At 39.7% G+C, this 13232-nt stretch carries 14 protein-coding genes; 9 read left to right on the top strand and 5 right to left on the bottom strand.

The genetic code is table 11. The features are described from left to right. The 3 genes from JWR23_RS15355 to JWR23_RS15345 form a co-directional block, all read right to left on the bottom strand. On the bottom strand, positions 1–358 hold a 358-nt coding region (locus tag JWR23_RS15355), incomplete at its 3' end, for a ParA family protein (protein WP_299517111.1). 416 nt (positions 359–774) lie between these two features. Beyond that, positions 775–1158 carry a hypothetical protein gene (locus JWR23_RS15350; RefSeq protein ID WP_299517110.1) on the bottom strand — a complete coding sequence of 128 codons (384 nt, stop codon included), beginning with the start codon at positions 1156–1158 and terminating at the stop codon, positions 775–777. A gap of 6 nt (positions 1159–1164) precedes the next feature. Continuing rightward, positions 1165–1524: a hypothetical protein gene (locus tag JWR23_RS15345; protein ID WP_299517109.1), complete on the bottom strand. Its 360-nt coding sequence runs from the start codon at positions 1522–1524 to the stop codon at positions 1165–1167. A 222-nt stretch (positions 1525–1746) separates the two neighbouring features. On the opposite strand from JWR23_RS15345, the gene JWR23_RS15340 reads away from it, so the two are divergent. Together JWR23_RS15340 and JWR23_RS15335 are read left to right on the top strand one after the other, a co-directional pair. After that, on the top strand, positions 1747–2751 hold the full coding sequence (locus JWR23_RS15340; protein WP_299517108.1) for an SH3 domain-containing protein: 1005 nt from the start codon (positions 1747–1749) through the stop codon (positions 2749–2751). A 71-nt stretch (positions 2752–2822) separates the two neighbouring features. Continuing rightward, complete coding sequence (locus JWR23_RS15335) at positions 2823–2987, top strand: hypothetical protein (RefSeq protein ID WP_299517107.1); 165 nt, start codon at positions 2823–2825, stop codon at positions 2985–2987. 25 nt (positions 2988–3012) lie between these two features. Here JWR23_RS15335 and JWR23_RS15330 read toward each other — a convergent pair whose 3' ends face one another. Both JWR23_RS15330 and JWR23_RS15325 read right to left on the bottom strand, forming a co-directional pair. Further along, positions 3013–3327 carry a hypothetical protein gene (locus tag JWR23_RS15330; RefSeq protein WP_299517106.1) on the bottom strand — a complete coding sequence of 105 codons (315 nt, stop codon included), beginning with the start codon at positions 3325–3327 and terminating at the stop codon, positions 3013–3015. Positions 3328–3399: 72 nt separating this feature from the next. Next, a complete protein-coding gene (locus JWR23_RS15325) occupies positions 3400–4149 on the bottom strand; it encodes a glycosyltransferase family 2 protein (RefSeq protein ID WP_299517105.1) in 750 nt (249 codons plus the stop codon). A 178-nt stretch (positions 4150–4327) separates the two neighbouring features. Here JWR23_RS15325 and JWR23_RS15320 point away from each other — a divergent pair, with 178 nt between their 5' ends. The 7 genes from JWR23_RS15320 to JWR23_RS15290 all read left to right on the top strand — a co-directional run bounded on the left by JWR23_RS15320 (position 4328) and on the right by JWR23_RS15290 (position 13211). Beyond that, the gene (locus tag JWR23_RS15320) at positions 4328–5032 is read left to right on the top strand and encodes a polysaccharide biosynthesis/export family protein (protein ID WP_299517104.1); all 705 of its coding nucleotides are present in this window, start codon (positions 4328–4330) and stop codon (positions 5030–5032) included. Further along, positions 5033–7498 carry a polysaccharide biosynthesis tyrosine autokinase gene (locus JWR23_RS15315; protein ID WP_299517103.1) on the top strand — a complete coding sequence of 822 codons (2466 nt, stop codon included), beginning with the start codon at positions 5033–5035 and terminating at the stop codon, positions 7496–7498. After that, on the top strand, positions 7495–8010 hold the full coding sequence (locus tag JWR23_RS15310; protein WP_299517101.1) for a UpxY family transcription antiterminator: 516 nt from the start codon (positions 7495–7497) through the stop codon (positions 8008–8010). The genes JWR23_RS15315 and JWR23_RS15310 overlap by 4 nt, the downstream gene beginning before the upstream one ends. A gap of 169 nt (positions 8011–8179) precedes the next feature. After that, positions 8180–9967, top strand: coding sequence for an asparagine synthase (glutamine-hydrolyzing) (gene asnB, locus JWR23_RS15305; RefSeq protein WP_299517100.1), 1788 nt, complete (start codon positions 8180–8182; stop codon positions 9965–9967). Further along, on the top strand, positions 9960–11090 hold the full coding sequence (locus tag JWR23_RS15300) for a glycosyltransferase family 4 protein (RefSeq protein ID WP_299517099.1): 1131 nt from the start codon (positions 9960–9962) through the stop codon (positions 11088–11090). The genes asnB and JWR23_RS15300 overlap by 8 nt, the downstream gene beginning before the upstream one ends. Beyond that, positions 11074–11937, top strand: coding sequence for an ABC transporter permease (locus JWR23_RS15295; protein WP_299517098.1), 864 nt, complete (start codon positions 11074–11076; stop codon positions 11935–11937). Before JWR23_RS15300 ends, JWR23_RS15295 begins: the two co-directional genes overlap by 17 nt. Further along, the gene (locus JWR23_RS15290) at positions 11937–13211 is read left to right on the top strand and encodes an ABC transporter ATP-binding protein (protein ID WP_299517097.1); all 1275 of its coding nucleotides are present in this window, start codon (positions 11937–11939) and stop codon (positions 13209–13211) included. Before JWR23_RS15295 ends, JWR23_RS15290 begins: the two co-directional genes overlap by 1 nt. Positions 13212–13232: the final 21 nt, after the last annotated feature.

The following is a 13232-nucleotide window of genomic DNA, read 5'->3' as shown; positions in this document are numbered from 1 at the left end:
GGGTAAACTTGATCAGTGCAAGGGTTGACCGGATGGCCATTACATCAAAGAAACCGGCCTTTGTCGGAACCAATACAAAGTCTGAAAGTTGGAACAGCTCCGTTAATTTGTTTGACAAATAAGGAGGGGTATCAATAATCACCAGGTCATAATTTAAATGGGGGATGTCGCTGATTTTATCCGAGGATAAAATAGCTAAACCCGGAAAGTCATCCTTTACATGATAAATGCTCCCCTGTAAATCTGAATCAACTAATGCGACCTTTAGTTGATCCTGGAAACATAAGGCCAGGTTAAGCGCCATTGTGCTTTTTCCTACGCCGCCTTTTTGGTGCGCTACCGTGATGATCTTTGCCATGTTTGATTTTTCTTTATTGCTGTAAATACATCTTTATGTAATTCTGTATTTTGAGAATTACATAGCAAAGGTGATAGTAACCAAGACCAAAATACTCCGATGTTATCCGAGTCGGACACCAAAATTTTTTAAAAAATGAAATAATTGTATTTATAATTGCGGCCATTCAAGGAGTTCAGTATGGCATTATCTGAAATAAAAGAGCCGTTTATTTTTTGTAAACAGAGTGACAAGTTGATCGGGAGCCTCAATATGTATGCGAAGTCGCTCTGGAATGCCTCTATTAAAGCGATGACCGACCATCACCAGAAGGACATACCCGATAACTTACCCAAGTATTAAGCTTCGAAAAAATAAAGATGTTGTAGCTTGAGCGGCGGCAGGCTAAATGGAAATCGGTAAATAATTATCTTTGGCTATGCTGCAAAAGCATGGGCTGCATTTCTTTGCCAGCAAAACAGGTGGTCAGTTTGCCACGGAATAGGGTGTAACATATTTCCGAAACGCCCAAATGCGGGTGCGAACAAACGCCGCGCATGCCCGATCCACACACAGATGCTGCCCTGTTGCAATAGCACGGATAAGATACCTGTCACCAAACCACCGCCAGCCGCTGCCTGCTCGGAAGAGCCGCAAACCAGCTCATGCACCGCCGCTACCGGGAAAACCCCGTTTGGGAAAGCCGCTTCCAATGGCCCCACGCCGACTAAGGAGCGCGTACCCGTAACCGGCGGCTTATAGCCTTCCCATTGCAATAAATTTTTGCGCAGCTGGCTGATGATCTCGTTTTTGCTTTCCATCAGCCATCAGTTTAAAGTCGGTTCACGGAAAACAGGGACGAGCAAACCCATATAAGCGGTCAGGTGTACCACCATGTGGCGGCTTATGGCCTGCCCGATCTTTATTATGGCGGATTCCAATAAGGGGCTACGGTAATCCGGGTTCCAGACACACGACCCCAATTCAAAATAGCGCAGGTAAACATCCTCATCAGGAAGCCGGGCGCTCCGGTCATACCATCGCCCGTCTTCTAGTTGCAGGGTCAGGGTGATAAACTCCATTCCGTTATGAAATTCGATGATGAACTGCGGCGTATAAGGCATATCCCATTGCTCAGGCGGCACCTTGTCCACCTGTATCCGGGTTATACCCTGGCTTAGCTCCACATCGATATAAAACTCTTCCATTTGAAATAGCCCACAAACATAATGCTAAAAATATTAGTATTTCATTATTCTTATGAAAAATATTTTTTCTGCCTATAGGAACATAATATAAATGCCTTATTTTTAGCATATAAGAATACTGACGGCTTACCTGCTATTCCTAAGCTGGTATTTGTGCAAGAGCGAAGCTACCATCATTTGCAACCTTATCACTTCCATTATATGAAATGGATCTTATCCTGCTTCCTGACAATATTCGTTTTTTCGGTCAGCGCCCAGTCGCTGGTCGTTAGACGTCCGGCCAATCTTCGGCAAAGCCCTTCAACCGGATCAACAAGCCTCAGAAAATTAAACCCCGGCGATACCTTAACCCTTGTTGAACCTGAAATCAGCTCCGGCTTTTACCATGTGTCCCGTGGTGCGTTCACCGGCTGGGTATACCAAGCCCTGGTAAAGAAAACCAACAGTGTGGCTGTCATGGCGCTGAGCCTCCCGATGGCCACACCGCCGGCTAATGAACTGGTCGAAGTGCTGGATGTAGGGGCAGGTCTGTGCAATCTGATCAAACTGCCCGGTAATAAATATGTCGTTTATGACGCCGGGGGCGATAAGCTGGCCTCGGGCGATCGTACCCTCGCGCAGATCAAAAACTATATCCCGCTCGGCAGTGAGATCGAATTAATACTGAGCCATACCGATGCTGATCATATCATTGCCGCGGGACAGGTCTTATTAAATTACAAAGTCAAAAAATTATTATGGGGTGGTTATGCCAGTTCTATGGCTGAAGGCGGAAATCCGACTGCGACCTACAACCGGGTACTGGCCGCGCTGGCCCAAAGGCCGCAAACCCAAAATGTTAACCTGCATGAGAGAGATAGTATCATCACCCCGGGGAATCACTTCCAGATCGGTAATGCGACCTTTACTTTTTTATGCGGCTTTGGCAAACCATTGCCGGACTGGCCGCTGATCACCAATTCGGAAAAAATCAATTCTGTTAGCATCATTATGAAACTGGACTACGCCAATAACTCGGTCTTATTCTGTGATGATGCCGTGGGCCGCCACATCGGTGATCCCGAAGATGCCCTGATCGCTACCGAAGAATATGTCGTACACCATGCGTCCCAATATTTGAAATCAACGGTCATCATCGCCCCGCATCATGGAGCCAATAATGGCAGCTCATTGCAATTTGTCCAGCTGACCCAGCCGAAATGGTGATCTTTTCTTCGGGGCACCTGTACCATCACCCGACCACGCTGACGGCTACCCGTTACCAGCAAAAGGCACACGTGCCGCTATCAAACATTTTACGGACAGACCGGGGTGATGATGAAGGCGGTGAGGAATGGAGTTACGGCAGGGTCGCCGGGACAACAGATAAATATAACGATGATAACATCCAGATCCAACTGAAGTCCGACGGAACCTATAAGGTCTATTATCTGAATCCTTAAAATCAAAATTACGATGTTCAGCGGATTAAAGCGGGCGGCGCGGGCGTTTGGGCCTTGGCGCTTCCGTGCGGTTGTCGCGGCGCGGCGAAGCCGCCTGACCTTGTTGCCGCGAACGTGGACTGGCCGCAGGTTTGTCCGGCTGTTTTTCTTCGGCGAAACGCACATTGAGCGTTCGCCCGTCGATCTCCATACTGTCGAACGCCTGGATCGCCCTTGCTGCACCTGCATCGTCGGTCATCGTGATAAAGCCATAACCTTTGCACAACTCGGTGCTCCAAAGCACACGGAACAGCTTGGTCAAGCCTCCCGGAATATCCACATTTGATTCCTTCTTTACCATGCTGCTGAAATGAACCCCTCCCGGCGAGAGCTGAGGGACTTTTTATGTAATCGACATATATCTCTTTAAGGGCTACCTGATGTACTGTGTAATTTTACGTAGTGGTTTACATACGATGGAAATAATGGGAAATAAAATGCCATTTTTCCGCATCGCTTTTAAATCAAAGGCCCATGCTTTAAAACGGTTGGTGTAGCTTTTATTGCTGATACCCCCAACAGCCATTTTAACCATTGTTTTATTTAAATAATATACATCCGCTTTATTTAAATGCATAAACCTTAACATTAACTCATAATCAGCAGCTGTTCCATATTGTGGATCATATAACCCTAAGGCTTTAAATAGTAAACGTTTACAGTAAAAAGTAGGGTGCGGCGGCATCCATCCTAAATTATACGCGCCATGAGTGTAAGTTCCTGAACGCCAGTTGCGTATAATTATTCCGCTTTGATTTACATATTCGAGGTTTCCATATAATACATCGGCGTTTTGCCGGTTAAAAGCTTCCGCCACAGCGCTTAGCACATCATTGCCAGCAAAAAAATCGTCTGCATTTAACATTCCTATGATATCCCCCGTTGCTATTTGTATACCCTTATTCATGGCATCGTAAATGCCTTCATCCGGTTCCGAAATAACATGCGTTATATGTTGTTTATATTGATTGATGATTTGTAAAGTATGGTCTGTTGACCGGCCGTCCATAATTATATATTCAACGTGATGATAATTTTGCGCGATAACAGATTCAATACAGCGGCCAAGCGTTTTTCCCGCATTTTTGGTCACTGTAATTAAAGAAATTTTTAAATTCTGCACTTCTTAAAAAATAGGTTAACTTAATATAGACAAAATATGTAGTTTTGGGATCGTTGCTAAAAGATATAAGTACTGAGCTAAATTTGTTGTATATAATATGCGCCCTTTAATACTGATCTGTCTTATTTTTGGACTAATTTTTATTTTCGCCTCTTGTTCCTACAAACAAGATCATGTATTGCTTGAGCAAAGAATCTCACCTGCAGATACTTCCCGGCAAACTAACGCTGCAAACATAAGCAATTATCGCATCAGGCCCCAGGATGTATTGCAAATAACCAACATACAAAACAGTAAAAATATTGTAGATTTAAATGCCGGAATTGTTAGCGCGCCCGTAACTGCGGCAGCAACACAATCAGGGGAATTCTACACAGTTGAAGAAGACGGAACCGTTGCATTAACGGGCTTAGGAAGAATACCGGTTGCCGGATTAACGCGTGTAGCAGCACGGACATATATTGAAGATTTGTACCATAAAGGGCCATTAAAAAATCCCTTACTTGAATTAAAAATAATGAGCCTTAAAGTAACTATACTAGGTGAAATAAGAACGCAGGGAAACATACTTTTAACAAAAGATAAAACGACGCTAATTGAAATTATCGGCCAGGCGGGAGGGCTCACTGAAAAAGCAGATGAAAAAACCATTAAAATAATACACGCCGATCAACAATATCCAAAGACTGATATCATAAATTTGAGTAGTATAAAATCCATAAACGATCCCCGAACTATCCTTCAAAATAATGATATTATTGTGATAGCGCAAAATAAAAGGGCCGTACGGGCTGATAGATTACAAGATTTTACTACAATGGCACAACCCGCTTTGCTTATATTCAATACAGCATTAATTCTCTTTACACTTATCCACCGCTAAATGGAAGAGTTAAACAAGATAGCACCCAAACCGCCGAACCGGGAATTTGATTATTATAAAATAGCCAAAATTCTATTAAGCAGATGGTACTGGATAGCAGGTTCTGTTTTGCTATGTTTTTTGGCATCAAATGCTTATTTATGGTATACACCGAAAGTATTTGCTACATCTGCTGTAATAAAATTTGAGGAAAAAAAATCCGAGATATCAGATATGGTAGGTATGGCAACCGGTGCTGACCGGGCCAACACTTCTAGAATTCAAAGCGAAACGATCGTATTACAAAGTACCCCTCTTTTATTGAATGCGGTTAAACACCTTGATTACCGCATGAGTTTTTATGTAGTAGGCCGGGTACTCAACCGTACAAATGAACTTTACCCCGCAAAACTATTAGATGTACAACTTATTAAGTTTGACACTGTAAATTTTTTTCGCAACCTGATCGCTTTTAAACCCATAAATAAAACTTCTTTCAATATCAGCTATCAGGGGCAGCAGTCTGTAGAAGGAAAAGATATTACCCAGGTTTGCTATTACAACGTGCCTTTTACTATCGGACCTACATCTTTTAGCATTAAATATCCGGGAGATTTGCCCAAGACTACGTCTATATTATTCAAGCTTAATGCTCCTGAAGATTTTATAGACAGGATAAGGGGCGGCTTGCGTATGCAGGAAACCGCCAAAAATTCAAATATGTTGTCCTTACAGCAAACGGATGCTAATCCCCGGTTTGCCTCAGATGCATTAAACGCTGTGATACAGGAATATGTATATTATGATCATAACCAGCGAACAAAGTCAGCCTTACAAATGATCCGGTTTATTGATGATCAGTTAGATTTTCTTGCAACCAAACTCAACGGCTCAGAAAGCTCCATTCAGGAATATAAGCAAAATAAAAAAATAATAGACGTAAGTTCTGCTTCAGAACGGGTAATGAGCCAGGCTAAAGAGCTTGAATCACAAATTTCAATAATCAAACTTGACCTCCTGGCCATTGATCAGCTTCAACAGGATATCATTAAGGGTAAAGACAATGTAAACATCAATTTAAATACGGTTGGTGCAAGTACCAATACCCAAATAGGTGAATTTGTTACCAATCTGAATAGTTTGCTGGCTTTAAAAACTGGTTTGCTAAAAACTTACAATAACCATTCGCCGCAAATAGAAGATATAGACCGGCAAATTTTACAGATCAAAAATACGACTATAAACAGTATTGTTTCATCGCGCAAACTTATTGAAACTAAATTAAAGTATATACAAGACCAATTGGTACCGGTAAACCAACAAATAGCACAATTACCGGCTGCAGAGCGGCAGATGGTTAGTTTAAAACGGGATTTTGAAGTTAATGATAAGGTTTATTCTTTCTTATCCGAAAAAAAACTGGACCAGGAAATATTAACCGCAGGTATACTGCCTGGTGCAACTATAATTGACCTGTCCCAACCCAATTATAATCCGGTATCGCCAGATGACCATGGCCTTCATCGTATAGCAATAGTTTTAGGAATTGCGATAGGTTTAGGGTTTATTATTTTAATAAGGGTATTAAACCCTTATATATATAATAAAGAAACTATTGAAAGTATTACCACAGTTCCAATTATTGGCGTAATAAGAAAGTTCCCTGAAGAAATTGATAAATTTAGCACACAAATACTGGCCATCAGCAGGCCCAAATCAATATTTACAGAATCTGTACGCGCGGTTCGTACCAATCTCAGCTTCCTGGCATCCGAGAAAAAAAGCAAGACCATCTGTGTTACATCGGAAGTAGCGGGCGAAGGAAAATCATTTGTGGCGGTTAACCTATCCAGTACCTTATCCCTTATCGATAAAAAAGTTATTTTGATAGCTGCCGATCTGAGGCGATCAAAACTGCATAAAACTTTTCATGTGCCCAATGATATGGGTTTAAGTAATTACCTAGCCAACCAGTGTAGTATGGATGATATTATCAATCATACTAACCAGGAAGGTTTAGATTTTATCGTTTCAGGACCGGTGCCCCCTAACCCATCAGAATTATTGCATTCTGCAAGAATGACCGAATTAATCAACGACCTTAAAGAAAGGTATGATATTATCATGATTGATACCGCCCCGATTGGTCTGGTATCAGATGCCATACCATTAGTAAGAATGAGTGACATTAATCTTTTTGTCATACGATCAGGAAAATCAAAATTCCACGCGGCAACTATTCCGCAACGTATTGCACAGGAATATCACCTGCCTAATATGGTTATCGTACTTAATGCATTTGCCCAAGACCTGCTGCATTCAGCTTATTACTCAACAAAATATACCGGTGATAGTTATGGCAATACCTCTTACTATTACGCTGACTATACCGGTCACGAAGGCTCTGGTTATTATAGCGACGATGATGAGAATAAATGGTGGCAAATATGGAATTGGTTCAAAAATAGGGCATCATTTAATAAATGACTTTAATATCAAATACTGCTGCCTATAAATGGTATCCTGTTTATACGCAACCCCGGGCCGAAAAAAAAGCATTCCAGACTTTAGTAAATAAAGGAATCGAGGCTTATTTACCGCTTCATCGCCAAATGAAACAATGGAGTGATAGAAAAAAATGGGTGGAAGAACCTTTTATTAAATCATACCTCTTTGTTCATATCACCGAACAACAAAAAACAGAAGTATTAATGACCAGGGGAATAGCACGGTTTATATATTTTTCAAACACAGTTGCTACCATGCCTGATCGCCAGATTGCGGATCTTAAATTATTGTTGGCCAGCCCTTATGAGCTGGAAATTACCGAAGAAAACTTACAACCCGGTGAAAAAATAATAATTAAAGCCGGCCCGCTTAAAGGAATGACCGGCGATATGGTCTCCTATCGCTCGCAAAAGCAATTGGTACTCAAACTGGAAAATCTCGGTTGCTCAATTTTAGTAAATGTTGCTGCTTCAATAATTGACAGATTTTAATTTATAATTAATTAAAATTAAAATTCTATATTACACAACGGCATTTTAGCTTTATTGATGCCATCAGCCTAACAAAGTTTGCATTTAAAATTAATGCAAATAACTAATAATAAATAGGTTACATTACCGCCTGTGACTTATGTGGCGGAGCTATGAATACCCCTTATTTATGTGCAGAATAGCAGGAATAATTTCGAAAAGGTTAACTAAAGATGAAATGTTTGCAAAAACAAGCATTATGTGTAATGCCTTAAGGCATGGCGGGCCAGATGATAAAGGTATTTTTGGTGCCGAAAGTACTGGCCTGGTATTTGGCCATCGCAGATTGTCCATCATTGATTTAAGTGTCAATGGGCATCAACCGATGGCTGATATTAATAAAAAAACATGGATAACTTTTAATGGTGAGATTTATAATTATCGCGAATTAAAAGATCAATTGGTGAAAATTGGTGCTAAATTCCGTTCCAATACTGATACAGAAGTTGTTTTGCAGGCTTACCTGCATTGGGGTGTAGCAGCTTTTTCAAAATTTCGTGGCATGTTTGCTTTTGCATTATATGATGTTGAAAAAGCTTTAACTTATCTTGTACGTGATACTATGGGTATTAAACCTTTATATTACCATATAGCAAACGAACAGTTAAGCTTCGCATCGGAAGTAAAAGCGCTGCAATTAGCACATATTGCTAATGAAAATAATAAAACATGGTTAATTAAATTTTTAGCTTACGGACATATCCCTGAACCTGACACTATTTTAAAAAACGTATTTAGTCTGCCTAAAGGAAGTTTTTTATGTTGGGATCATCATAGCTGTACCCAACATATATCGTCATATATTCAACTATCAGAAACCAGGCGCATCACCAATATAAAACTTGCTGAAGAAACCATTGGCGAGACATTTAGATCTGCTGTAAACCGTCAACTTATTGCCGATGCACCCATTGGTGTTTTTTTAAGCGGTGGCATAGATTCAAGCGTGGTTACCTTGTTAGCTAATCAATGGAAACAAAACGAGCTGAAAACCGTATCACTTTATTTTAATGAAAAAGAGTATGATGAAAGGGCCTATCAACAACAGGTTTTTAATAAAATAAAAGGAGAAAAATTTACTCACCTCGTAACACAGCATGATTTTGAAGAGTGCTTCCCTTATATATTAAATGCAATGGACATGCCAACTACCGATGGTATTAACACTTGGTTTATAAGCAATTACGCCCATAAGGATGGGTTAAAAGCTGTACTATCAGGCATTGGTGCCGATGAACTATTTGGCGGGTACCCTTCATTTAGCCGGATAAATTATATCAACTATTTACGGTTGATTCCATCCTCATTATTAAAAACAACAAATTATTGGGGTGCCGACCGATATAAAAGAGTAAACTATTTAACTAGCCATCATCCATTGGCTGATTATCTTTTTTTAAGAGGATTATTTGCACCTGCTGAAATAGCAGAAATATTAAATTGTGATGAAAAGCAGGTTTACGATACCTTATTCTTCACGGAGAATATTCCTAATCCGGGGCTCACCAATCAGGAAAAGGCAGCCTGGTTTGAAACTAACATCTATATGCAAAATCAATTACTGCATGATACCGATATAATGAGTATGAATAACGGACTTGAAGTTAGGGTTCCATTTTTAGATGAAGACTTTCAAAATGCGGTAAACAGTATTTCTTCTGAAATAAGGTTTGATAAAATTCAACCTAAAAAATTATTGATTGATACTTTTAAAGATATTTTACCGCAATCTGTTTGGAACCGGCCCAAAATGGGGTTTAGCTTTCCGTTACAACAATGGATGCGGCACCATCCCGAGATAAATAACGAACACCTGTACAGCAACAAAAAAGCAAAAAGCATTATTAAGGATTTTAAAACTGACAAAGTGCATTGGTCTAAAGCCTTTGCACTTTACCAGGTACAACTTCATGCCTAAAAAAATATTTCTTCTTACTTTACAAACATTTAGCTCTACAGGCGGGATACAAAAAATGACCCGCACGCTTGCACATTCGTTACAGCAAGTAGCTTTACACAATAAATTTAAGTTTAAGCTATGGTCTGTTTATGATAACGACAGTGACTTAATGCCGCACTATGTATCACCCGGAAATTTTAAAGGCTTTAATGCAAATCGCGGTAAATTTGGTGTAAGTACACTTAAAATGGCAGTAACGGCTGATGTAATAATTATAAGCCATATTAACCTGGCCATTATTGGCTTAGGTATTAAAATAATAAATCCAAAATGTAAAGTTTGGCTCATCGCTCATGGCATAGAAGTTTGGCGCCCGTTATCATTTATCAAAAACTATTTCTTAAAAAAATGCAACCAAATAATTTGTGTAAGCAATTTTACTCAACAAGAAATGATCAAACGGCATAAAATAAATGCTGAAAAATGTGCTGTTTTAAATAATGCGGTTGACCCCTTTATGGTGCTTCCAAAAAGCTTTGAAAAACCAAAACATTTGCTGGAAAGGTATCAACTAACTATCAATCATGTTATATTATATACTTTAACAAGATTAGCGGCAACGGAACAATATAAAGGATACGAGCAAGTAATAAAAGTTATCAGCAAATTAAAAGATACTGTTCCTTCCATTAAATACATTCTTTCGGGCAAATATGATGATATGGAGGAAAGACGCATCAAGCAATTAATAGGCGATTATAAAGTTGAGGACCAAATTATTTTAACCGGTTTTATTAATGAAAATGAACTTACTGACCATTTTTTATTAGCCGACCTATTTGTCCTCCCAAGCAAAAAAGAAGGCTTTGGAATTGTCTTTATAGAAGCATTAGCTTGTGGCTTACCTGTAATTTGCGGCAATGTTGACGGCAGCCTTGATGCTATCAAAAACGGCGAACTGGGAAGAGCCATTAACCCCGATGATTTAATGGAGCTTGAAAACACGCTGGCTACCTGCTTAAACAGCTCCTTAACCATAGCAGAGCGTAAAAACTTACAGAAACAATGCTTACATTATTTTAATGAAGGCGATTATATAATTAAATTACAACACTTATTAAATAATGAACCAATTAACTGAAGAAAATTGGGATATCGAAATAACTCCAAAAAACAACCTTTTTAGTTTAGGCCTAAAGGATGTTTGGCAATACCGCGATTTGCTGGTGTTACTGGTAAGGCGCGATTTTGTATCATTTTATAAACAAACCATATTGGGGCCCATTTGGTTTTTTGTACAACCTATAATTACTATTTTAATTTATAACCTGGTATTTAATAACCTTGCTAATATAGGAACAGATAAAATACCCGGCCCGGTATTCTACTTAGCCGGAACTATTTTATGGAACTATTTTGCCGATTGCCTAACCAAAACATCAACTGTTTTTAGAGATAACGCTGCTATGCTGGGTAAAGTTTATTTTCCACGCCTTATTATGCCTTTAAGCATTGTGCTATCCAATTTAATAAGATTTGCTGTGCAGTTTATATTATTTGTCCTATTGATGCTAGTCTATCATTTTTACGGTTCGCCCATTAGGCCTAATATATACATCCTGCTTTTTCCTTTACTCATCATTCTTATTGCGGCGTTAGGATTAGGACTGGGTATGATCATATCGGCAGTTACCACTAAGTATCGCGACCTGGCATTTGTCGTAAGCTTTGGCGTCCCCTTGTTAATGTATACAACCACGGTAATTTATCCATTATCCGCGACAATAATTAAATATCCGGCTTATAGCTGGCTCATAAAGTTTAACCCGGTTACAGCGGTAATAGAGACTTTTAGATATGGTTTTTTAAACAAAGGCAGTTTTTGCTGGGAGCTATTGGCTTATAGTAGCTGTATAACCATTATTATATTGTTAACGGGTATTGTTATTTTTAATAGGGTTGAAAAAAACTTCGTTGACACTGTTTGATGAGTAAAGTAATTAGAGTTGAAAACCTTTCAAAAGCTTATCAGTTAGGTGACTTTGGTACAGGCACCATATCACGCGATCTGGAGCGCTTTTGGGCCAGAATAAGAGGTAAAGACGATCCGTTCTTAAAAATAGGTGAAGTAAATGACCGCACTATCAAAGGCGTCAGTGATGTTGTTTGGAGTTTAAAAGACCTAAACTTTGAGATTGAGCAAGGCGATGCGGTAGGCATCATTGGTCGTAACGGGGCTGGTAAAAGCACATTACTCAAAATCCTGAGCAGGGTAACCTCCCCTACCACCGGATCTGTAAAAGTGAAGGGACGGGTTGCAAGCCTTTTGGAAGTAGGAACCGGCTTTCATCCCGAATTAACCGGCACGGAAAACATCTATCTGAATGGGGCTATTTTGGGTATGCGCAAAGCAGAAATTAAACGCAAGTTTGATGAAATCGTTGATTTTTCAGGCGTAGAACGCTATATAGATACTCCGGTAAAGCGCTATTCATCGGGTATGTATGTTAGGCTGGCCTTTGCTGTAGCAGCCCATCTTGAATCGGAAATTTTAATAGTTGACGAAGTATTAGCAGTAGGTGATGCTGAGTTTCAGAAAAAGTGCCTGGGGAAAATGGGGGATATTAGCAAGGGCGAAGGTAGAACAGTACTTTTTGTGAGCCATAATATGGGCGCAATTAAAAAATTCTGTGAAAAAGCTATTTACCTCGATAAAGGGAATATCAAACAATACGACACAGTTGATAAAGTTATTAATAGTTATACAATATTAAGCCGGGATACGCGGAGCGTTTATGCGGTTGCCGAACCTGCTGATAAATTAGCTATCGGCGCGTTTATTTCTCAAATAGCAGTAGAGGAAACGTCCGGAAACCGGGTTAGTGAAATAAGGGTTGGCGATTCGTGGCAGATAAGGGTAACATTCACCATCACGGCTAACGTAAAACATTTTATAATTGCTCTGGGCATTATTGATTCAAGAGAAACAAATGTACGTACCACATGGAGTAACCCCGTCGATATAACAGCCGGCAAATATGAAGCCGTGTTTATTGAGAGTGATTTATTATTGGCATCAGGAAGATACGGATTAAACGTTGGTTTATCATCCTATGAAAAAGCAATCCAATACATTGAAAACGCGGCATATATTAATATTTCAGACATTAGCGCCGATAATCTCGATAAGAGTATTATCAGAACATCGGGCATTGGTGTGTTGCTAAATCCAATGGAAATAACTATTTATCCGGCAAAATAATTATTATGAGTTTAAAAAAAA

Source organism: Mucilaginibacter sp. (genome assembly GCF_028288205.1).
Taxonomy (GTDB): domain Bacteria; phylum Bacteroidota; class Bacteroidia; order Sphingobacteriales; family Sphingobacteriaceae; genus Mucilaginibacter.
The sequence above is the reverse complement of the archived record's forward strand: the minus strand, read 5'-3'. Positions and strand labels throughout refer to the sequence as shown.

What these genes read in the sequence shown, in the direction of transcription:
- JWR23_RS15350 (WP_299517110.1), bottom strand. Translation starts at nt 1,158, where the DNA reads ATGGAAAGCAAAAACGAGATCATCAGCCAGCTGCGCAAAAATTTATTG.
- JWR23_RS15340 (WP_299517108.1), top strand. Translation starts at nt 1,747, where the DNA reads ATGAAATGGATCTTATCCTGCTTCCTGACAATATTCGTTTTTTCGGTC.
- JWR23_RS15330 (WP_299517106.1), bottom strand. Translation starts at nt 3,327, where the DNA reads ATGGTAAAGAAGGAATCAAATGTGGATATTCCGGGAGGCTTGACCAAG.
- JWR23_RS15315 (WP_299517103.1), top strand. Translation starts at nt 5,033, where the DNA reads ATGGAAGAGTTAAACAAGATAGCACCCAAACCGCCGAACCGGGAATTT.
- JWR23_RS15310 (WP_299517101.1), top strand. Translation starts at nt 7,495, where the DNA reads ATGACTTTAATATCAAATACTGCTGCCTATAAATGGTATCCTGTTTAT.
- asnB (WP_299517100.1), top strand. Translation starts at nt 8,180, where the DNA reads ATGTGCAGAATAGCAGGAATAATTTCGAAAAGGTTAACTAAAGATGAA.
- JWR23_RS15300 (WP_299517099.1), top strand. Translation starts at nt 9,960, where the DNA reads ATGCCTAAAAAAATATTTCTTCTTACTTTACAAACATTTAGCTCTACA.
- JWR23_RS15295 (WP_299517098.1), top strand. Translation starts at nt 11,074, where the DNA reads ATGAACCAATTAACTGAAGAAAATTGGGATATCGAAATAACTCCAAAA.
- JWR23_RS15290 (WP_299517097.1), top strand. Translation starts at nt 11,937, where the DNA reads ATGAGTAAAGTAATTAGAGTTGAAAACCTTTCAAAAGCTTATCAGTTA.